We start from the raw sequence: 18,927 nt of genomic DNA, 5'->3' as shown, positions 1-18,927 counted from the left end.
TCTACAACATCACTTCCCCTTCGCCTTCTTCCGCTTCTCCTTCTCCGCCCGGTAAAACTCATGAAACATCTTCATCAGCGCCCGTTTCTCAATCCGCGACACATAGCTCCGCGAAATCCCAAGCTCTTTCGCAATTTCGCGCTGCGTTTTTTCTTTCTTCAAATCAAGGCCGAAGCGGCCGACGATGACTTCTTTTTCTCTGCCGTCCAGGATATCGATGTATTTTTTCACTTTTTCAAGCTCCATGTTGAGCTGGATGGTGTCGATGACGTCTTCGTTTTCTGATTTGAGGACATCAATGAGGCTGATTTCGTTCCCTTCTTTGTCCTGTCCGATCGGGTCATGGAGGGAGACGTCTTTTTTCGTTTTCTTCAGGGCGCGAAGATGCATGAGGATTTCGTTTTCTATACACCGCGCCGCGTATGTGGCGAGCTTTGTTCCTTTGCCCGCCGAGTAGCTCTCGATCGCTTTGATCAGCCCGATGGTTCCGATGGAAATCAGGTCTTCCGAATCCTCGCCTGTGTTTTCGAATTTTTTGACGATGTGGGCGACCAAGCGAAGGTTGTGCTCAATCAGCATGTTTCTTGCGTGTTCGTCTCCCTGGGCCATTAATTCCAAGTATTTTTTTTCTTCATTGCTTGAGAGCGGTTGTGGAAAGGCATTGTTTTTCACATATGATACTAAAAACACAAGTTCCTTGATGACATACCCGAGCGCTGCAAAAACACCTGTCATTATCGGCACCTCCACAAAATGTATGTAGGCAGAAGCCTATATGTAAATGTATGTGGGAGCGGGGATGTCTGTGTCTGTACGATAAAATTACGAAGTTTTTCAGCGTCCAGCCGATCACGCCGACCGCAGAGATCATGGGGGAGACTTCATTTTATGCAAGCGCTTCTAACATTTGATCCGTTTACAAAAGTTAACATGGACGCGATAATAAAAGCAGGGGGTGAGAGTGCCGGACTTAAAAGGGGTAAACGTTATAACAGCAGTCTGGTGCATCATATGAAAAACAAACGTCTGTTCATTCTTTCACTGATCGTGTTGAGCGTCATCTCCATAGGAATCCAGGAAACGCATCCGACTCCAATTGCGACCGGTTTCATGATCATTGTTCTTGTCACGACGGTTTTTCATATTTTTAAAGAAGCACTCGGAAAATAAAATGAACCGGCTCATGCTCTGAGCCGGTTTTTTCGTTTATTCCTTGAGCGCTTTGCCCATTCCTTTTAAAACCTGAAGGCCGAAGCCGACAGCGCGGTTGATGTCAGGGTCGTTGATGGCTTTCAGCAGGGCAAAGACGCTGACTTTTTGATCTTCCTTTAAAAAGTGTTGTCCTTGTTCTATACCTGCTACCAGGCTTTCGATAAGCTTTCCCGTCAATTCGGGGTCGGCTTTTGACAGGGCTCCGCCGGCCGCCATTGCGGTGTTAATCAAGTTTACAACCGGTTCGCGGGACAGCTGGCCGAGCGCGATTTTAGCGATGTCTTCTTTCGCCTGCAGCATGCTGTCCGCGGCGTCAAAGACGCCGAGTCCGTTCAGTTCGCCGATGAGCTTCATCGTTTTCGAGAGGGCGTCTTCGTTTTCCGCCACTAGCGATTTTAACTCTTCCAGTTTTTCAAGCTTGATTTGCTCTTCTGATTTACGCTCCTTTTGAATTGCGGTAATGGGAGTGGCCATGTATGATTTCCTCCTTGCATTAGTCTGTCAGATGGACGTATCCCGGACGCTTCCATTTGCGCTCTACTTCGACCCCGTTTTGCGGGTTGCGTTTTTTGTTGCGCGGGTTCGTTTTCGGGAGCGGCGGCGCCGCGCAGCCTCCAAGGACTTCCATGCGCACTTTCGTCTGCTTATAGGCAGGCGTGTTTGTGCGAAGATCGACTGCCGGACCGGTTAAAAAGTTAATCGCCGATTCTTTGTTTGTCGAGTTCATCGGCAGGTACAGTTCATTCGCCCGCACGCGGTCGGTAATGAGAGCGGTCAATTTCACAGCGCCGTAAGGGGAGACGAGCCTTACGAGAGATCCGTCACAGATTCCCCGTTCTTTTGCCAGCTCTGGCGAAATCTCAACAAAGACGTCCGGCACTTTCGCTTGAATTCCTGCCGATTTATTGGTCAGGTTTCCTTCATGGAAGTGCTCAAGCATCCGCCCGTTGTTGATATGAAGGTCGTACTCCTCAGGGAATTCGGCCGGCTCTGTCCAATCGGCCGGCGCAAAGCGCGCTTTTTTGTCAGGAAAGTTAAAGCCGTCTACATAAAGGAGCGGCGTACTTTCTCCGGTTAAGCTGCCCCAGAGAAAACTGTTCCAGCCTTCAAGCGTTTCGTACCCCGCTTTGCCGAATAGGGGGGAGAGGCTCGCCATTTCTGAGAAGATGTCTCCCGGATGGTTGTAATTCCAGTCTGCCCCGAGACGGTTTGCGATGGCCTGGATGATCTGCCAGTCGGGCTTTGAGTCCCCGAGTGCAGGGAGCGCCTGATACAGCCTTTGAACCCGGCGCTCTGTATTTGTAAAGGTTCCTTCTTTTTCGAGAGAAGGAGCCGCAGGCAAGACAACATCGGCGTACTGAGCCGTTTTCGAAAGGAATATATCTTGAACGACGAGAAAATCGAGCCCTGACAAAATGTCATGGACGCGGTTGGCGTTTGAATCGACAAGGGCCATATCTTCGCCGACGATATACATCGCTTTCATGTCGCCTTTTTCGATCGAATGAAGCATTTCGATATTATCAAGGCCAGGCGTACTGTCGATTGTTACGCCGTAAGCCTCTTCGAATTTGTTTCGCGCTTTGTCATCGGAAATATGCTGGTATCCCGGAAGCCAGCCCGGAAGCGTCCCCATGTCACAGGCGCCCTGGACATTGTTGTGCCCGCGCAGCGGATAGGCACCGGCACCGGGCCGGCGGTAGTTCCCGGTCGCAAGCAAGAGATTCGAAATCGCCGCCGACGTATCAGAGCCTCCGGTATTTTGGGTCACGCCCATTCCCCACAAGATGCAGGTGCCGTCAGCGTCGCGAACCATTTCCGCGATTTCGATCAGCGTCTGTTGTTGAATGCCTGTGACGCTTTCTGCATATTCAAGGGTATATGCTTCAAGGGATTTTTTATAATCCTCGAAGAAATTCACGTTTTCTTCAATGAACGCCTGATCATGCCAGCCCTGGTCGATCATATATTTTGTAACGGCCATCAGCCATACTTGATCCGTTCCCTGGCGCGGTCTGATGAACAGGTCTGATCGTTCGGCCATTTCGTTTTTGCGAAGGTCGGCGACGATCAGCTTTTGACCGCGAAGCTTATGGGCCCGCTTGATGCGGGTTGCGAGTACCGGGTGGCCTTCGGCCGGATTTGCGCCGACGATGATGACGAGGCCGGCTTTTGCGATATCTTTGATCGTACCTGCATCACCGCCCATTCCGACCGTGCGGAAGAGACCGTCCGTTGCCGGCGATTGGCAGTAGCGGGAGCAGTTGTCAACGTTATTCGTTTCAAAGACTTGCCGCGCCAGCTTTTGCATCAAGTAGTTTTCTTCGTTCGTAATTTTGGAAGAAGAAATAAAGCCGACAGCCCCTTTCCCGTATTGCCGGCGGATCGAGCCTAAGCGGCTGGCAACGAGATCAAGCGCTTCCTCCCAGGTGGATTCGACGAATGCACCGTTTTTGCGGATTAAAGGTTTTGTAAGCCGCTCTTTGGAATTGACGAAATCCCAGCCGAATTTGCCTTTTACGCAGGTGGAAATGGCATTGACGGGAGCGTCTGAGACCGGCTGGACCTTCAATATTTTCCGGCCTTTCGTCCAAACCTCAAAAGAGCAGCCGACACCGCAAAATGTGCAGACGGTTTTTGTCTTTTTCGTCCGTGTTTCCCGCATCGCCGCTTCTACTTCGGAAATGGCGAAAATGCTGCTGTAACCCGGCTCTACGTTTTTTACGAGGTCGATCATCGGCTCCATGACATCCTGTTTGATACCTGTCATAAATCCGGCTTCTCCGAGCATCGATTTTTCCATCAGCGCGTTGCACGGGCAGACGGTGACGCACTGTCCGCAGCTCACGCATGAAGAATCATTGATCGAAACGCCGTTATCCCAAATGACCCGCGGGCGTTCCCGCTCCCAGTCGATCGACAGCGTTTCATTGACCTGGAGATTTTGGCACACTTCCACACACTGCCCGCACGCGATGCACTGATTCGGATCATAGCGGTAAAAAGGATGGGACATATCGACGGCAGTCGACGGGTCCTCCTTCGGCACATAAGGGTATGTCTGCTCTTCGATGCCCATCATTTCCGCCGTATTATGCAGCTTGCAGTTGCCATTGTTATTATCGCAAACCGTACAATAAAGCAGATGGTTTTCGAGGATCCGGTCCATCGCTTCCTTCTGCGCTTTTTTCACCCGCTCAGTCGAAAGGCTGACTGACATATCGTTTTCCGCTTTGAGTGAACAGGCCCGCTTCAATTTTCCGTCCGCTTCGATGAGGCAAGTGTCGCACGTTTGAATGGGATCAACTTCGGGTACGTGGCAAATTTGCGGATGCTCGATCCCGCGTTCATTCAAAATGTCTAAAACCGTCGCACCTTCCTGTGCTTCGTATTCAATGCCGTCTATTATGATTCTGATCGGCTTTCCGTCCATCATTTTTGTCCCTCCATCGTTGTCAAGAAATCAAAAAAGCCATGTACACATATACCGGTTCCCGTCCTGGCAAGCGGCATAAACATACATGGCGGAGTAGTTTACTAGCAATCCTTACTAACAGACCAATCCCAATATGTAAGAAACAGATAGATTTATAACACGTCTCCTATTATAAATCCATCAACATAACTTTTATTATAAAATGATATTTATTATAATTCAATAGAACAGGAAAATTTTAACCAAGTTAAATGTCTAAGGGAACATCACGATATTTTGTATGGTTTAAAGGGGAAGGGGTTTGACAATGTCTAAAAAAATCCATCAGTTTAATGATATCATTCGGAAACTGAGGAAAGAGCTGTTTGGAAAGGGGCCTGAACGGATTCATACTGTATTCGTCGACAATATGGCGGTTTCGACGCTTTACGGCAATTTGACCGCAAGCGAGCAATTTATCGCAAGTACGCCTGAAGGAAAAGAAATGGTGCATGCAGCAAGGACGAGCCTGATTCAGGATCATTATTCAAACCGGACGCCGGAGGGCTTGGAAGAACTGATCGGCGCAAAACTGGAGCATCTGTTTTCAGACATCAAGATTCAGGAGGATATCGCCGTTTCCGTGTTTATTTTTGACCGGAACATCGATGAAGGCGACGGGGCAGCCAACGGATAAAAGGAACGGCGGATTCCGGGGATGGAAATTTAGGGAGGAAAAAAGATGATACAGCTGAAAGCAGCCGATATGAGGCAGGCGGGAAAACCGCTGCTGAACGAAGGCAGCCCGACATTTGCCCACGCAATCGCAGATGGAATAATAGACGGGAAAATGTATGCTGATCATTCGGTTTCCCCGCGCTGCGCGCTTTTTCAAACACCTTCGGGAATTTATCATCTTGCCGGCAGCCCGCCTGAAAGTAAGCGGGACGAATGGCATCATTACCTGAAAGAGCAAAGGAACGGCAGGCGTTTTACCGTATTTTCAGATTCGGCGGAATGGGACGCATTTTTGACAGACGGTCTGGATAATACGATAAAACAGATGAAGCGCATCGTATTTTCCTTTGTGAAAGAACCTGAACATTTCGTGAAAGACGCCGGCGCGGCATGCGTTATGTTTTCTGAAGAAGATCTGAACGAGAGCGTCCTTTTCAATGAACAGTATGCTGACGAATATTGGGGAGGATCAGACAATTTTTTGAGGAAAGGCTTCGGTTTCAAAGTAGTCTGCGGCAATCGGACGGTTAGCGAGTGCGTTTCTATTTTTCGTTCCGACCGCTTTGCCGAGATTGACATCGCCACCGGTCCGGATTTTAGAGGGCGGGGATATGCAGCCCTTTGCGCCCGGGCGTTTATTTCTTACTGTAAAGAACACAGGATGAAGCCCCGCTGGGACTGCGATCAGCAAAACACGGCATCGATCCGCCTTGCAGAGAAACTCGGTTTTCGGCCGCTGAAAAACTATTCATTGTATGTCCAAAACCGGTAAGGCCCATGCGAATGTTTTTAAGCGGAGAGGACAGGTTAAAAGCAGCAGGTGAATAGACAGTTTTCCCATTGAAACGGCAGAGCCTCTCCTTTATGATCGTATTATTGGGCTTTTGGAGGTGGAAACGATGAAAAAGTGCTTTGTGATCGCCCTCGCTTTTTTGCTCCTTCTGTCAGGATGCGGGGAAAAGCACACCAAAAAAATCGTCGCATTTGGAGACAGCAATACACGCGGTTCGAATTGGCAGTTTCGTGATTATCCAAAAGCGGAAAAATGGGTCAATTTACTCCAAACGTCAGTGCGCGGAAAATATGACATAGAAAATGCGGGCATCGGCGGAGAAACGACGGAAAATGCAAGGCTGCGGTTTCAGCGCGACGTACTCGACAAGCGGCCGTCATACCTCTTGATTATGTTTGGAACGAATGATGCGGCAATACTCGGAAAGGGAGTTCCGCGCGTTTCCAAAAAAAGATTTAAAGAAAATCTCTATTATTTTGTCAAAAAAAGCAGGCAGAGCGGCATAGAACCGGTTTTAATGACGTGCCTACCGCTCGTTGAAGGCAGCGGAAACAACATATTTTATTATGCGAGGTATCGTGCTGCTTCGTTTGATCAATACGGAGGCGCGAGAAAGTGGCATGATTCCTATAATGATGTGACAAGAGAAACGGCCCGAAAGCTGCATGTACCATTGATTGACAATTGGGAAAACATCGTGAACAAAGCGGGCGGAGCCACTGATGAGAACTTGATTAAATCGGGGTTCATCGACCCATCGGGAAATCACTTAACCCCAAAAGGCGCGAGAATTATTTTTGAAGGCATTGACAAAAGCCGGGTCATAAAAACTTCCTGATATACGGTCAAAGGCCTAGCCATTTCTCTTTTTTAGTTCATAGGCTGTTACTGTAACTGTCCTAAGGGAGGGATGACATCCTATGACCACTGGATTCCCGTTTCCGGCCGGTCCGTTTCCTTTTCCGGGCTACGCCGGATATGCCGGTGCCGCATACGGCTATGCTTTTGTAGTCGTTCTTTTGGTGGTTCTGCTGGTGATCGGCGGTTTTTATTGGCTGAGTCCTTACGGCTGCTTCAAGTAGCACCTCTTTTAAAGAGGTGTTTTTTCGTTAAAACAGTAGTAAGCATATTATTCAAGTGATATAATAGCAACCTAAGTGAAAAAAGCCCAAGAACGCCCGGGAGTGCTTAACTACGAGGAGACAGAAAGCAGATGACCGAGCGACCTTCTCTTCATTTCAGTTTCAATCAGCTCGATGAATTCGCGGTTTAAATTCATCTCATTTGCTTTAATGTATGATTCTATTAAAAGTTCATCAGACAGCTTTCTCATACTCGGTACCCATTTAATGGGGAAGACACCTCCTTATATAATTGGAATAACGCGTTTGAGGTCAGCATATCATGTTATGTTATGCGATCTTTGGTTGAAGTACCTATAATCTACCATGAATATTTGGCAAGAACAATCGTTCTGTTATCCACACCAAAAAGTGGATAACTTGTGGGTATCATGTTTATAATTTAATAAAAGGTCGATGAAATAAGAGTGGATACTGTGTGTAATTTTATCCACACCTGTTGAAGAATCCTATTATATGTCGAAAACTTTTCGGGGAGCCGATGTTTTAAGACACTTTTAGATTTGATTCGACACTTTCAGAAAGCAGCAGTATATAGAAAGGAAAGGGTGCGGCTTGTGTTAAAAAAGTTTTTTTTGCCGGATGAATTTGTAAAAAATATTTTTCATATTACCCCTGAAAAACTAAAAGAGCGGAATGTAAAAGGAATTATTACAGATCTTGATAATACCCTTGTGGAATGGGACAGGCCAAGCGCCACGCCGCGTCTGATCGAATGGTTTGAGGAAATGAAGGAGAATGGCATTAAAGTAACAATCGTTTCCAATAATAATGAAAAGCGCGTCAAATTATTTTCTGAACCGCTCAATATTCCGTTTATATATAAAGCGAAAAAGCCGATGGGCAGAGCTTTTCGAAAAGCCGTTAAAAACATGGGGCTCAAAAAGGAAGACGTTGTCGTCATAGGAGATCAGCTGATGACCGACGTGCTCGGAGGCAACCGCAACGGTTTTCACACGATTTTGGTTGTTCCTGTAGCCGCTTCAGACGGCTTTTTTACGCGTTTTAACCGGCAGATAGAACGCAGAATCCTGAGCTCATTAAAACGGAAAGGCCATATTCAGTGGGAGGAGTAATCAATGGAAAAGGTAGTTTGCATCGGATGCGGAGTCACCATCCAAACCGAAAACAAAAATGAACTCGGCTATGCGCCTGAAGCTTCATTATTAAAGGATGACGTCATCTGCCAGCGCTGTTTCAGGCTGAAAAACTATAACGAAATCCAGGATGTTTCCCTGACGGATGATGACTTTCTAAAAATTTTGCACGGCATCGGGGAAACCGATTCGCTCATTGTGAAAATCGTCGATATTTTTGATTTTAACGGGAGCTGGATTAACGGATTAAACCGGTTTGTCGGAGGCAACCCGATCCTGTTGATCGGAAACAAGGCAGATATTCTTCCTAAATCGGTCAAACGCGAGCGTCTCGTTCACTGGATGAAGCGCGAAGCGAAAGAGCTCGGTTTGCAGCCTGTTGACGTATTGCTTGTCAGCGCAGGACGCGGGCATGGAATAAAGGAAGCGATCGAAGCGATCGAGCATTACAGGCACGGCAAAGACGTTTATGTCGTCGGCTGTACGAATGTCGGAAAATCGACGTTTATCAACCGGATCATTAAAGAAGTGTCAGGAGAAGGGGATATCATTACGACGTCCCAGTATCCGGGTACTACGCTTGATACGATTGAAATCCCTCTTGACGACGGATCATCGATGTACGATACACCGGGGATCATCAACCACCATCAGATGGCACACTATGTCGCAAAGCAAGACCTGAAAATATTGACGCCGAAAAAAGAATTAAAGCCGCGCACTTTTCAGCTGAACGAAGAGCAGACGCTGTTTTTCGGCGGGTTGTCCCGGTTTGACTATATAGCGGGCGGCAGGTCTTCGTTTGTATGCTATATGCCCAATCAAATAAACATCCATCGAACAAAGCTTGAAAATGCGGATCAGCTTTATGAAAAACACGCGGGTGACATGCTGGCGCCTCCAGCTAAAGAAGACCTTGACTCATTTCCTGAGCTTGTGAAACACACCTTTACGATCAAGGAGCCAAAAACCGACGTAGTGTTCTCCGGGCTGGGCTGGGTGACGGTTCAGGGGGCGAATCAACGGATTGTCGCCCACGCACCTAAAGGCGTTCATGTGTTTGTGCGAAGATCTTTAATATAAGCTGGGGGAGAGAGCAATGAAACCGATATACGGACTGATTGGAAATCCGGTGGCCCATTCCATGTCGCCCGACATCCATAATGCGGCCTTGAAAGACCTTTCATTAGACGGGTATTACCACGCTTTCCGGGTTGAAACCGATGATCTGGAAGATGCGGTGAAAGGAATGCGGGCACTCGGCATTCAAGGATTTAACGTGACGGTTCCCCATAAGGTGGAGATCATGAAATATCTTGACCGCATCGATGAAAGCGCCAAAGTGCTAGGGGCGGTAAACACTGTCAGAAGAGAAAAAGAACAGCTGGTCGGATATAATACGGATGGAGAAGGGTTTTTAAAATCGCTGAAGCAGTCCCTTGATCAGCCTGTCAGCGAGCTTTCGATTTTGATCATCGGAGCAGGGGGAGCGGCCCGCGCGATCTTTACGACCCTCGCAGCAGGGAAGCCGAAGCGGCTTGATGTGGCGAATCGCACGCCCGAAAAAGCAGAAGCTTTCATTCACCTTTATGATGGAACGAAAGCGATGGCCTTATCAGAAGCAGAGGATGATCTGTCTGTGTACGACGTGCTGATCCAGACCACCTCAGTCGGCATGCACCCGCACGTCGATGATGTTCCGCTTTCATTAGCCCGTGCGAAAGAAACGTGCCTTGTATGTGACATTATTTATAACCCGTTGAAGACCGCTTTATTAAAAGAAGCTGAGGCAAAGGGCTTAAAAACCTTGAACGGCGTCGGCATGTTCATCGGCCAGGCCGCACTCTCTTTCGAACTGTGGACAGGCCGCGAGCCTGATATGGAAAAAATGAAATCAATCGTTTTACGAAAACTAGGAGGAAAAGAATGTTAACTGGAAAACAAAAACGCCATTTGCGCCGGGAAGCGCATCATCTGACACCGATCTTTCAAGTCGGAAAAGGCGGAGTCAATGAAAATATGATCAAACAAATCAGTGACGCGCTCGAAGCGAGAGAACTGATCAAAGTAAGCGTGCTTCAAAACTGCGAGCAGCCAAAGAATGAGGTGGCGGAGGCTTTGGCAAGCGGCGCCCGCGCCGAACTCGTGCAGACGATCGGAAATATCATCGTGCTGTACAAGGAGTCCAAAGAAAACAAAAAAATCGAGCTTCCTTAAGGTTTAAAGGTGGTAAACATGAAGAAAATCGGGGTTTTCGGAGGGACGTTCGATCCTCCGCACAACGGGCATCTGTTAATGGCGAATGAAGTGCTTTACAAAATGGATCTCGACGAAATCTGGTTTATGCCCAATCAAATTCCGCCGCATAAACAGGAAAACTCTTTTTCAGAAAGCCATCACCGCGTTGAAATGCTGAAGATCGCCATTTCGGGAAAAGAGCGTTTTAAATTGGAGACGATTGAGCTCGAAAGGAATGGGCCTTCGTATACGTTTGATACGATCCGGCTCTTAAAAGAACGGTATCCGGATAATCAGTTTTATTTTATTATCGGCGCGGACATGGTGGAGTACTTGCCGAAGTGGTCGAATATTGACAAGCTGGTGGGAGAGATCCAATTTGTCGGAGTGAAGCGTCCCGGCTTTCAAATTGATACGCCTTATCCGCTCGTTTTCGTGGATGTTCCGGAATTTGAGGTTTCATCCTCTTTACTCAGGGAGCGCATCAAAAACCGTCAGCCGACTGATTACTTGCTTCCTGACGAAGTGAAGGTCTATGTAAAGGAGAATCGTTTATATGAAACGTGATCAAGCCCTTGCCTGTGTAAAAGAACAGCTGACAGAGCAGAGGTATACGCATACGATCGGCGTAATGGATACGGCGGTAAAGCTTGCGGAACGGTTTGGCGCAGATGTGAAAAAGGCCGAAACCGCCGCGATTTTTCATGACTATGCCAAGTTTCGTCCAAAAGAGGAAATGAAACAAATCATTTTAAACGACAACAAATCGCTTGATGTGCTCGATTTTCATCATGAGCTTTGGCACGCGCCGGCCGGAGCAGTACTTGTCAAAACGGAGGCCGGCATTACGGACGAAGACATTTTGTCGGCGATCAGATACCATACGTCGGGAAGGCCCGGCATGACGCTTTTGGAAAAAGTCATTTATGTCGCGGACTATATTGAACCGGGCCGCCGCTTTCCGGGTGTTGACGAGGTTCGCGTGCTTGCCGAAGAAGACTTGGATCTTGCGCTCATCCAAGCGCTGAAAAATACGATCACCTTTTTGATGACGAAAAACCAAGCCGTTTTTCCGGACACGCTGGCGACATATAATGCGTTAGTAAAAGAAAGACAATAGGAGGAATTAGTGAATGGATCAAGCTTCAATTTTAAAAATTGCCGCTGAAGCCTGCGATGATAAACGAGCGGAAGATATTATCGCAATGAATATGCAGGGGATTTCCCTTGTGGCCGATTATTTCCTGATCTGCCACGGGAACTCAGATAAGCAGGTACAGGCAATTGCCCGGGAAATTAAGGATCGGGCTGAAGAAAATGGAATCGATGTAAAGAAAATGGAAGGGTTTGACGAAGCCAGATGGATCTTAATCGATTTGGGAGATGTCATTGCCCACGTTTTCCATAAAGAAGAAAGAGGCTATTACAACCTTGAAAAACTGTGGGGAGATGCTCCTCTTGAAGATCTCTCATTCGGGGTCAATTAATGATTTATCAAGGATTTTCAGGCGTTTACGACAGACTGATGGCCCACGCCCCGTATGATCAGTGGGTCGAATGGATTGAGAAGTCGCTCGCGGCGATGAAAAAGGAGCACATTCGGATTCTTGATCTCGCGTGCGGAACCGGGGAAATTTCCGTTCGCCTTGCTGAGAAAGGATATGATGTGACAGGTGTTGACATCAGCGGGGACATGCTGGCGCAGGCGCAGCAAAAAGCGGCCGGCCGGCAGCTTCCGATCCGTTTTTTTCAGCAGGATATGCGCGATTTATCAGGGCATGACCAAGAATTTGACGCGGTTGTCATTTGCTGTGATTCCTTAAATTACTTAAAAGATGAAAAAGACGTTTTAGACACATTTAAAAACGTTTTTTCTTTATTGAAGGATGACGGACTTCTTTTATTTGACGTCCATTCCGTCTACAAAATTGACGACGTTTTTCCCGGGAGCACGTACGCAGATCAGGATGAAGATGTCAGCGTGATCTGGCAAAGCTATGAGGGAGAATCCGTTCACTCGGTCATTCACGATTTGACATTTTTCGTGGAAAATGGAGGCGTGTATGACCGTTTTGATGAGACCCATGAACAGCGGACATTTGAAACCGAAGAATACACCCGCTTGTTAAAAACGGCAGGATTTTCCGTACAGCAGATAACCGCCGATTTTTCAGACCGAAAGCCTGATACGGATACAGAGCGTCATTTTTATACGGCAAAAAAAGCTAAAACCATCGTTTAACATGACGATGGTTTTAAAAATGCCATTTTCCATAGTTGAGAATCTGCGCCACATATGAAACAATGAATCAGACCTGAAATTGCTTTTTGACCAAAGCGATATCCTCTTCATACTTCAAGTGTGTGTTGCGGAACATCTGGCGGAACATGTCTTGAACACCGTTTTCCAGCGCCTTGATCCCCTCGCCGGTTACTCCGCCTTTTACACAAACCTTTTTCTGCAGTGTCGGCAGCGTGTACAGCTCTGTTTCGAGAAGTCTCCCCAAGCCGACAAGCATTTCCTTGGACATTAAAATAGCGTCCTCTTTTGACACCGATGTTTCTTCAACTGCTGCCTGGATAAATTCCTGAATTAAGTAGCTCATAAAGGCGGGTCCACAGCTGACGATATCCGAAGCAACACGGGTGATGCCGTTTTCGATTTCCAAAGGAATCGAAATCTTCTCCATCAGTCCTGTGATTTTTTCCTTTGTTGCTGCATTGCAGCTCTTACCGAATGTTAAAAGCGAAACGCCCGATAAAGCTCTGTTGGTGATGCTCGGGATCACCCTTGCGGCCTGACAGGAAACAACCGTTTCCAGCTGTTCGACCTGGACGGGGCTCGTTATCGTGATCACAATCTGATCCGGTGTGAAAACAGGCGCTAAACGCTTTAACAGAGGGTATATATCGTGCGGCTTTACACAAATAAATACGGCCTCGCTTTCGGTAACGACTTCTTCCGGCCGCTCTCTGACCCGGATGTCTGGAAATCGCTTTTTTATGTTTAACGCTTTGCCGATCGTTCTGTTTGTAATGGTTAAAGATGAGGGAATGACAGCTTCGGATTCAATTAACGCCTCAATAAGTATAGTCCCCATGTTTCCCGTCCCGATAAAGCCGATATTCAATCGTTCTCCCCTCCTTTAAACGTGTATCTTTTAAACGATATGACCGCTGCAGTTAAAATATGTATGGAAGCAGGTGAGTTGTTGATGAACATGCTGAAGCGCTACAAATGGCCCGCGGCTGGAGGAATGCTTGCAGCACTTTTTATCATCGCGGTCGCTGTGATGTCAAACATACGCGGCGAACCAGCCGGGAGCAATGCTGTGCCGGCAGAGGCCGCCGCTTCTTCATCCGGCCGTGCTGCCAAAAAGGAAACGAAAGAAAACGACGAAATTGTGATCGATCTGAAGGGCGCCGTCAAAAAGCCCGGCGTTTATGAGATGAGGGCGGGCGAAAGGGTGCATCATTTGCTGAAAAAGGCGGGAGGTACCGTGAAAAATGCAGAAGAGAAACAAGTCAACCTGGCCGCTGTCCTTCAGGATGGGATGGTGATTTATATTCCGTATGAAGGCGAGGAAGGCGTTCAAACCGGTGCGGGAGGCGAAGCAGAAACGGTTAACATTAATACCGCTTCAACAGAAGAGCTTCAGGCGATCCCGGGCGTCGGACCTTCAAAAGCGGAAGCGATCACAGCATACCGTGAGGAGAACGGTCCGTTTCAAACGGTGGAAGACATTACAAACGTTTCGGGCATCGGAGAAAAAACATTTGAAAAAATAAAATCGTCAATATCGGTGAAGTAAATTGACGTCAAAGGACAATCATATGTAAACTTAGGGAAGTCTTACATCGTATTTGGAGGGAATTCAACGTGGAACGCATTTCTTGGGATCAATACTTCATGGCGCAAAGCCATTTGCTTGCGCTTCGCAGCACTTGTACAAGGCTCGCTGTCGGGGCGACGATTGTCAGGGATAAACGAATCATAGCAGGGGGTTACAACGGGTCAATCGCCGGAGGGGTCCACTGTGCAGACGAAGGATGTTATGTTATCGACGGGCATTGTGTCAGGACCATTCATGCGGAAATGAATGCGATCCTTCAATGCGCAAAATTCGGAGTGCCGACAGAAGGCGCTGAAATATATGTAACTCACTTTCCGTGCATCCAATGCTGTAAATCAATTATTCAATCAGGCATCAAAACGATATATTATGCAAAGGATTATAAGAATCATCCGTATGCCGTTGAGCTTTTTGAACAGGCTTCAGTCAGGGTGGAACAGGTAGAACTTGACGAAATGATTATCGATTTGAAAAATCAGGAGAAATTATCGTTTGTAGCAGATCTGATACAGAAGCTGTCAGAGGCGGGGCTTGAAGAAACGGAGATCAAAAAAATACATGAACAGGCGAATAAGCTGTTTACGAGCTACGTGTAATGTAACATGGGCACCTACCGCATCCTTCCTTGCGGAGCAATTTCGGCGGCGGCCGGAATTGCTTCCGCTCAAAGCTCCTCTCTTCTCCCTTTAGCCGCCTTTTTATGTCTGTTTTTCATCCTCTGTCTGATTAAAAAACAATTTCTCCTCTTTATCATTTGTACACTTGTTTGCAGTTTTTATTTTAGTTATTTTCTCATCATTGACAGATCGAATACGTCGAGTTACCGGGAAGGCGCATACCATGCGGCCGTATCGATTCGCGATATTCCCAGAATCGACGGGGACCGCCTCGCTTTCACAGCCGAAACGGCTGAAGGAGAGGCGGTGAAAGCGGGCTACATCATAAAGTCCCCACAGGAAAAAGCGGCGCTGTCAGCGCTCGATCCGGGGAGTACGTGTTTTATGAAAGGCGAATTAAAAACGCCTAAAAAAGAGACTGTGCCCGGGACGTTTGACTATAAAGAATATTTACGCCAGCAGGGGATCCACTGGAATTTTACGGTTCAGTCGATCGAAAGCTGCAAGTCCGGAGGCGGCCTGATGCCGTTTTTGCTGAAAATCCGCAAGGCCGGACTTGCTTTTATAGAAAAAAATGTACCCGAATCATCCGCTGGTATTGTGCAGGCGCTGACGTTCGGCGACAGGTTTCTGATCGAGCAAGAAGTGCTTGACGGATATCAAACGCTCGGGATCATCCACCTTTTGGCGATTTCCGGTCTTCACATTGGGATTATTTCAGCAGCTTTTTTCTACATTTTGCTGCGGATCGGCATGACGAGAGAATGTGCAAAATGGTCGTTGATCATCATGCTTCCCGTTGCCGCCGTGTTAACAGGAGGGTCACCCTCAGTGCTGAGGGCGGCATTCATGACTGACATTTACCTCGTCTCTTCATTGTGCAAGAATCGTCTAAGGAGCGCCCAGGTGATCAGCATCGCCTTTCTCGTCCTTTTGTTATACAGCCCTTACATGCTGTTTCAGGCCGGTTTTCAGCTTTCCTTTGCAGCGTCATTCGTCTTTATTCTCTCGAAGAAAATACTAGTAAAGTCTAAACGTCAAGCCGCCCGACTATTGCTTTCCTCCTTTGCGGCCCAGCTCGGTTCTCTTCCGATTCTTCTCTTTCACTTTCAAGAGTTTTCATTTCTCAGCGTGCTGATGAATCTATTTTTTATACCGTTTTATGTGTTGGCTGTTATGCCGCTGTCATTTGCCGGTTTATCGGCATTATGGATTGCGCCCCCGCTTGGGGAACTTGCAATTGGTGTACTCGATGCGCTGCTCCGGTGGAGCCATGTTGTGGTTAAAACTGTTTCTTCCGTTGATTTCTTCACATTTTCGGCAGTCCAGCCGGATGTCCTCCAGTTGCTTTTTTACCTTGCTGCAATATGTTTCCTTTTCATCTCTATGGAAAAAGAGGCAACTTTTCAAAGGCTCATCATCCCGGTTTGTCTGCTTGCCTGCGCTTTTTTGTTTCACGCCGCCGCGCCGTATCTCACCAGTGAAGGGGAAGTTACGATGCTGGATGTCGGGCAGGGTGACAGCATATATGTCAGCGCGCCCGGACAAAACGGGCATGTTTTGATCGATACAGGGGGAATCGTTTCTTTCAACACGGAGAAATGGCGAAAAAGGAAAAATGAGTTTTCCTTGGGAGATCGAGTGTTAATGCCATTCCTCGCTTCAAAAGGGGTTAAAAAACTCGATGCATTAATTCTGACTCATGCTGATCAGGATCATATTGGAGAAGCTGAAGTTTTGATCAGGAAGCATAAAGTGAAACAACTGATTGTGCCGATCGGTTATGCTGCTGAGCCGGCGGATGAAAAGCTCCTCCGCTTCGCTGCAGAAAGGGGCGTGAATGTGAGAACAGCCAAAAGGGGAGACCGCTTGAAGATCGGTGATCTGGTGTTTGACGTTCTTTCGCCGGAGACAGCGGACGGCAGCAGCAAAAATAACGGTTCCCTCGTTTTATGGATGGAGGCGGGCGGCTTCAGCTGGCTGTTAACCGGCGACTTGGAAAAGCAGGGCGAGCGGGAGATCATCGAAGCCTATCCGGATCTGAAAGCCGATATCCTGAAAGTCGGCCATCATGGCAGCAAAGGGTCGACAGGGGAGGAATTGATCAAACAAATCGGGCCGGAAATCGCGCTTATCTCCGCTGGGGAAAATAATCGCTACGGCCATCCGCATGAGGAGGTGCTGGAGGTTTTAAAGCGTCATCAGGTCAAGGTTTTCAGGACAGACAGGGACGGGGCGGTTCAATACCTATTTAAAAGAGGGGACGGAACATTTTTGCTTCATCCTCCATATGATACAGTATATTCCCCGTAACAGAAAAAAAGACTGCGTCAGAGCAGTCGGCAGCTGGCGGAAAGAATTCATTTTTCAACATATGCGACCGGAGTCAATCCGGTTTTGATCATCCGGCCAGATGTATGACAGTAGCGATGATAAACATCACAGCAAAGAATCCAAAACTCACGACAAAACCGACACCCGAGTCTACAAGATCGTTACGTTTGCTTTGTACGTCTTTTTCAAATTCATTCACAATTTACCCCTCCTATTTGTATCCAGTATAATTCAATTCTTTAGAAAAATCTAGAAGCTTCCTGCAACCGTTTTCTACATTTTATGAACATCGTCTTTTATAAACTGACCCGGGGGTTTATAGAAGGCGTTTATTATAAATGAGAGAGCGGATGACTCCGTTTCTCTCTTTACTATTTGCAAAACACGCTTTAGGATAGAAGAGAAGGATGAAAGAGAGGAAAGTACAGATGATGGTATTTGATGTTTGGAAAAGCTTAAAAAAAGGCGATATTCATCCTGTTTATTGTTTGTACGGAAAAGAGACATATCTGCTGCAGGAGACGGTTCAAAGGATTAGACAAGCCGTCGTTGACGAAGAAACGAAAGACTTTAATCTTTCCGTATTTGACCTGGAAGAAGATGCTCTCGATCTTGCCGTTGAGGATGCCGAAACCTTTCCTTTTATGGGGGAGAGGCGTCTCGTCGTTGCCAAAAATCCGACTTTTTTAACGGCTGAAAAAAAGAAAGACAAGCCTGAGCACAACCTTGAGGCTCTGGAAGCTTATATTGCGCAGCCTGCGCCGTATTCCGTATTCGTTTTGCTGGCTCCGTACGAAAAGCTTGATGAACGAAAAAAGCTGACAAAGCTGCTGAAAAAACACGCGGATATGGTCGAGGCAAAGGAGCTGAACGGGCCTGAAACGGCCGACTTTATTAAAGGCCTCGCCAAATCAGAGGGGAAGCAAATCGATTCAGACGCGGCGGAAGAGCTCGTCATTCTGTGCAATGCGAGCCTGTCGGCCATTGCTCAAGAGGTCAAAAAGCTCAGTACATATATCGGAGACCGTGATGAAATCTTGCTGGAAGACGTCAGAAAGCTCGTCGCAAGGGGGCTTGAGCAGAATATTTTTGAATTGATCAACAAGGTCGTCAATCGAAGGCGGACGGAGGCGCTTCAGATTTTTTACGACCTTTTGAAGCAGAATGAAGAACCGATTAAAATGATGGCGTTGATCGCCAATCAGTTCCGCCTCATATTGCAAACGAAATATTTTTCGCAGCAAGGATACGGACAGAAGCAAATTGCCTCAAACCTGAAAGTCCATCCTTTCAGAATCAAGCTGGCGATCGATCAGGCGAGGCTCTTTTCCGAAACAGAGCTCAAAAGCATTATGGAGCAGCTCGCCGTGATGGATTATGAAATGAAGACCGGAAAAAAGGACAAGCAGCTGCTGCTTGAGCTGTTTTTGCTGAAGCTTTTGCAGCCGAGTGAAAAAAGCGGCTCTCTCTAGGAGGCCGCTTTTTTT

23 protein-coding genes are annotated in these 18,927 nt (G+C 47.4%); 17 read left to right on the top strand and 6 right to left on the bottom strand.

Annotation, left to right across the window (positions count from 1 at the left end; all coding sequences use genetic code 11):
• Positions 1 to 9: 9 nt before the first annotated feature.
• Positions 10 to 735 (bottom strand): RNA polymerase sporulation sigma factor SigK, encoded by a 726-nt coding sequence (sigK, locus tag AB447_RS04870; RefSeq protein ID WP_048355457.1) that lies wholly within the window; start codon positions 733 to 735, stop codon positions 10 to 12.
• 153 nt (positions 736 to 888) lie between these two features.
• Between sigK and AB447_RS04865 the strand changes: the two genes are divergently transcribed.
• On the top strand, positions 889 to 1,170 hold the full coding sequence (locus AB447_RS04865) for a hypothetical protein (RefSeq protein ID WP_232517698.1): 282 nt from the start codon (positions 889 to 891) through the stop codon (positions 1,168 to 1,170).
• A gap of 36 nt (positions 1,171 to 1,206) precedes the next feature.
• Here AB447_RS04865 and AB447_RS04860 read toward each other — a convergent pair whose 3' ends face one another.
• Positions 1,207 to 1,686, bottom strand: coding sequence for a helical membrane plugin domain-containing protein (locus AB447_RS04860; RefSeq protein WP_048406313.1), 480 nt, complete (start codon positions 1,684 to 1,686; stop codon positions 1,207 to 1,209).
• A gap of 19 nt (positions 1,687 to 1,705) precedes the next feature.
• Positions 1,706 to 4,645 (bottom strand): formate dehydrogenase subunit alpha, encoded by a 2,940-nt coding sequence (gene fdhF / locus AB447_RS04855; protein ID WP_057957473.1) that lies wholly within the window; start codon positions 4,643 to 4,645, stop codon positions 1,706 to 1,708.
• Positions 4,646 to 4,955: 310 nt separating this feature from the next.
• On the opposite strand from fdhF, the gene AB447_RS04850 reads away from it, so the two are divergent.
• The 4 genes from AB447_RS04850 to AB447_RS26135 all read left to right on the top strand — a co-directional run bounded on the left by AB447_RS04850 (position 4,956) and on the right by AB447_RS26135 (position 7,240).
• On the top strand, positions 4,956 to 5,324 hold the full coding sequence (locus AB447_RS04850; protein ID WP_048355458.1) for a Na-translocating system protein MpsC family protein: 369 nt from the start codon (positions 4,956 to 4,958) through the stop codon (positions 5,322 to 5,324).
• Positions 5,325 to 5,369: 45 nt separating this feature from the next.
• Positions 5,370 to 6,137 (top strand): GNAT family N-acetyltransferase, encoded by a 768-nt coding sequence (locus AB447_RS04845; protein ID WP_048355459.1) that lies wholly within the window; start codon positions 5,370 to 5,372, stop codon positions 6,135 to 6,137.
• A 127-nt stretch (positions 6,138 to 6,264) separates the two neighbouring features.
• Positions 6,265 to 6,996 carry an SGNH/GDSL hydrolase family protein gene (locus AB447_RS04840; RefSeq protein WP_048355460.1) on the top strand — a complete coding sequence of 244 codons (732 nt, stop codon included), beginning with the start codon at positions 6,265 to 6,267 and terminating at the stop codon, positions 6,994 to 6,996.
• A gap of 82 nt (positions 6,997 to 7,078) precedes the next feature.
• On the top strand, positions 7,079 to 7,240 hold the full coding sequence (locus tag AB447_RS26135; RefSeq protein ID WP_172796314.1) for a hypothetical protein: 162 nt from the start codon (positions 7,079 to 7,081) through the stop codon (positions 7,238 to 7,240).
• A 110-nt stretch (positions 7,241 to 7,350) separates the two neighbouring features.
• Here the strand turns inward: AB447_RS26135 and AB447_RS04835 are convergent, their stop codons facing one another.
• Positions 7,351 to 7,491: a sporulation histidine kinase inhibitor Sda gene (locus tag AB447_RS04835; protein WP_046131754.1), complete on the bottom strand. Its 141-nt coding sequence runs from the start codon at positions 7,489 to 7,491 to the stop codon at positions 7,351 to 7,353.
• Between the two features lie 366 nt (positions 7,492 to 7,857).
• On the opposite strand from AB447_RS04835, the gene AB447_RS04830 reads away from it, so the two are divergent.
• The 8 genes from AB447_RS04830 to AB447_RS04795 are packed head-to-tail and all read left to right on the top strand — an operon-like array spanning position 7,858 to position 12,877.
• Positions 7,858 to 8,376, top strand: coding sequence for a YqeG family HAD IIIA-type phosphatase (locus AB447_RS04830; RefSeq protein ID WP_046131755.1), 519 nt, complete (start codon positions 7,858 to 7,860; stop codon positions 8,374 to 8,376).
• A gap of 3 nt (positions 8,377 to 8,379) precedes the next feature.
• Positions 8,380 to 9,480: a ribosome biogenesis GTPase YqeH gene (gene yqeH, locus AB447_RS04825; RefSeq protein WP_048355461.1), complete on the top strand. Its 1,101-nt coding sequence runs from the start codon at positions 8,380 to 8,382 to the stop codon at positions 9,478 to 9,480.
• 16 nt (positions 9,481 to 9,496) lie between these two features.
• Complete coding sequence (gene aroE, locus AB447_RS04820; protein ID WP_048355462.1) at positions 9,497 to 10,330, top strand: shikimate dehydrogenase; 834 nt, start codon at positions 9,497 to 9,499, stop codon at positions 10,328 to 10,330.
• Entirely contained in the window at positions 10,324 to 10,614 is a 291-nt protein-coding gene (gene yhbY / locus AB447_RS04815; protein WP_048355463.1) for a ribosome assembly RNA-binding protein YhbY, read from the top strand. The genes aroE and yhbY overlap by 7 nt, the downstream gene beginning before the upstream one ends.
• 18 nt (positions 10,615 to 10,632) lie before the next feature.
• Positions 10,633 to 11,202 carry a nicotinate-nucleotide adenylyltransferase gene (locus tag AB447_RS04810; RefSeq protein WP_048355464.1) on the top strand — a complete coding sequence of 190 codons (570 nt, stop codon included), beginning with the start codon at positions 10,633 to 10,635 and terminating at the stop codon, positions 11,200 to 11,202.
• A complete protein-coding gene (yqeK, locus tag AB447_RS04805) occupies positions 11,192 to 11,755 on the top strand; it encodes a bis(5'-nucleosyl)-tetraphosphatase (symmetrical) YqeK (protein WP_048355465.1) in 564 nt (187 codons plus the stop codon). Before AB447_RS04810 ends, yqeK begins: the two co-directional genes overlap by 11 nt.
• A gap of 13 nt (positions 11,756 to 11,768) precedes the next feature.
• Positions 11,769 to 12,122: a ribosome silencing factor gene (gene rsfS / locus AB447_RS04800; protein ID WP_048355466.1), complete on the top strand. Its 354-nt coding sequence runs from the start codon at positions 11,769 to 11,771 to the stop codon at positions 12,120 to 12,122.
• Positions 12,122 to 12,877, top strand: coding sequence for a class I SAM-dependent DNA methyltransferase (locus AB447_RS04795; RefSeq protein ID WP_048355467.1), 756 nt, complete (start codon positions 12,122 to 12,124; stop codon positions 12,875 to 12,877). The genes rsfS and AB447_RS04795 overlap by 1 nt, the downstream gene beginning before the upstream one ends.
• Positions 12,878 to 12,944: 67 nt before the next feature.
• On the opposite strand, the gene comER is transcribed toward AB447_RS04795, so the two are convergent.
• The gene (gene comER, locus AB447_RS04790) at positions 12,945 to 13,766 is read right to left on the bottom strand and encodes a late competence protein ComER (RefSeq protein ID WP_048355468.1); all 822 of its coding nucleotides are present in this window, start codon (positions 13,764 to 13,766) and stop codon (positions 12,945 to 12,947) included.
• 84 nt (positions 13,767 to 13,850) lie between these two features.
• Here comER and AB447_RS04785 point away from each other — a divergent pair, with 84 nt between their 5' ends.
• From AB447_RS04785 to AB447_RS04775, 3 genes are all read left to right on the top strand, one after another.
• On the top strand, positions 13,851 to 14,447 hold the full coding sequence (locus AB447_RS04785) for a helix-hairpin-helix domain-containing protein (RefSeq protein WP_048355469.1): 597 nt from the start codon (positions 13,851 to 13,853) through the stop codon (positions 14,445 to 14,447).
• A 68-nt stretch (positions 14,448 to 14,515) separates the two neighbouring features.
• Positions 14,516 to 15,085 carry a ComE operon protein 2 gene (locus AB447_RS04780; RefSeq protein ID WP_048355470.1) on the top strand — a complete coding sequence of 190 codons (570 nt, stop codon included), beginning with the start codon at positions 14,516 to 14,518 and terminating at the stop codon, positions 15,083 to 15,085.
• Between the two features lie 6 nt (positions 15,086 to 15,091).
• On the top strand, positions 15,092 to 17,419 hold the full coding sequence (locus AB447_RS04775) for a DNA internalization-related competence protein ComEC/Rec2 (protein WP_048355471.1): 2,328 nt from the start codon (positions 15,092 to 15,094) through the stop codon (positions 17,417 to 17,419).
• Between the two features lie 88 nt (positions 17,420 to 17,507).
• Here the strand turns inward: AB447_RS04775 and AB447_RS24995 are convergent, their stop codons facing one another.
• Positions 17,508 to 17,639 carry a YqzM family protein gene (locus AB447_RS24995; RefSeq protein ID WP_048355472.1) on the bottom strand — a complete coding sequence of 44 codons (132 nt, stop codon included), beginning with the start codon at positions 17,637 to 17,639 and terminating at the stop codon, positions 17,508 to 17,510.
• 232 nt (positions 17,640 to 17,871) lie between these two features.
• Here AB447_RS24995 and holA point away from each other — a divergent pair, with 232 nt between their 5' ends.
• Entirely contained in the window at positions 17,872 to 18,912 is a 1,041-nt protein-coding gene (gene holA / locus AB447_RS04770; RefSeq protein ID WP_048355500.1) for a DNA polymerase III subunit delta, read from the top strand.
• Positions 18,913 to 18,927: the final 15 nt, after the last annotated feature.

Origin of the sequence: Bacillus glycinifermentans (genome assembly GCF_001042475.2) — a bacterium.
Taxonomy (GTDB): domain Bacteria; phylum Bacillota; class Bacilli; order Bacillales; family Bacillaceae; genus Bacillus; species Bacillus glycinifermentans.
The sequence above is the reverse complement of the archived record's forward strand: the minus strand, read 5'-3'. Positions and strand labels throughout refer to the sequence as shown.

Coding starts and splice junctions, on each gene's coding strand:
- sigK (WP_048355457.1), bottom strand. CDS start 735: ATGACAGGTGTTTTTGCAGCGCTCGGGTATGTCATCAAGGAACTTGTG.
- AB447_RS04865 (WP_232517698.1), top strand. CDS start 889: ATGCAAGCGCTTCTAACATTTGATCCGTTTACAAAAGTTAACATGGAC.
- AB447_RS04860 (WP_048406313.1), bottom strand. CDS start 1,686: ATGGCCACTCCCATTACCGCAATTCAAAAGGAGCGTAAATCAGAAGAG.
- fdhF (WP_057957473.1), bottom strand. CDS start 4,645: ATGGACGGAAAGCCGATCAGAATCATAATAGACGGCATTGAATACGAA.
- AB447_RS04850 (WP_048355458.1), top strand. CDS start 4,956: ATGTCTAAAAAAATCCATCAGTTTAATGATATCATTCGGAAACTGAGG.
- AB447_RS04845 (WP_048355459.1), top strand. CDS start 5,370: ATGATACAGCTGAAAGCAGCCGATATGAGGCAGGCGGGAAAACCGCTG.
- AB447_RS04840 (WP_048355460.1), top strand. CDS start 6,265: ATGAAAAAGTGCTTTGTGATCGCCCTCGCTTTTTTGCTCCTTCTGTCA.
- AB447_RS26135 (WP_172796314.1), top strand. CDS start 7,079: ATGACCACTGGATTCCCGTTTCCGGCCGGTCCGTTTCCTTTTCCGGGC.
- AB447_RS04835 (WP_046131754.1), bottom strand. CDS start 7,491: ATGAGAAAGCTGTCTGATGAACTTTTAATAGAATCATACATTAAAGCA.
- yqeH (WP_048355461.1), top strand. CDS start 8,380: ATGGAAAAGGTAGTTTGCATCGGATGCGGAGTCACCATCCAAACCGAA.
- aroE (WP_048355462.1), top strand. CDS start 9,497: ATGAAACCGATATACGGACTGATTGGAAATCCGGTGGCCCATTCCATG.
- yhbY (WP_048355463.1), top strand. CDS start 10,324: ATGTTAACTGGAAAACAAAAACGCCATTTGCGCCGGGAAGCGCATCAT.
- AB447_RS04810 (WP_048355464.1), top strand. CDS start 10,633: ATGAAGAAAATCGGGGTTTTCGGAGGGACGTTCGATCCTCCGCACAAC.
- yqeK (WP_048355465.1), top strand. CDS start 11,192: ATGAAACGTGATCAAGCCCTTGCCTGTGTAAAAGAACAGCTGACAGAG.
- rsfS (WP_048355466.1), top strand. CDS start 11,769: ATGGATCAAGCTTCAATTTTAAAAATTGCCGCTGAAGCCTGCGATGAT.
- AB447_RS04795 (WP_048355467.1), top strand. CDS start 12,122: ATGATTTATCAAGGATTTTCAGGCGTTTACGACAGACTGATGGCCCAC.
- AB447_RS04785 (WP_048355469.1), top strand. CDS start 13,851: ATGAACATGCTGAAGCGCTACAAATGGCCCGCGGCTGGAGGAATGCTT.
- AB447_RS04775 (WP_048355471.1), top strand. CDS start 15,092: ATGGGCACCTACCGCATCCTTCCTTGCGGAGCAATTTCGGCGGCGGCC.
- holA (WP_048355500.1), top strand. CDS start 17,872: ATGGTATTTGATGTTTGGAAAAGCTTAAAAAAAGGCGATATTCATCCT.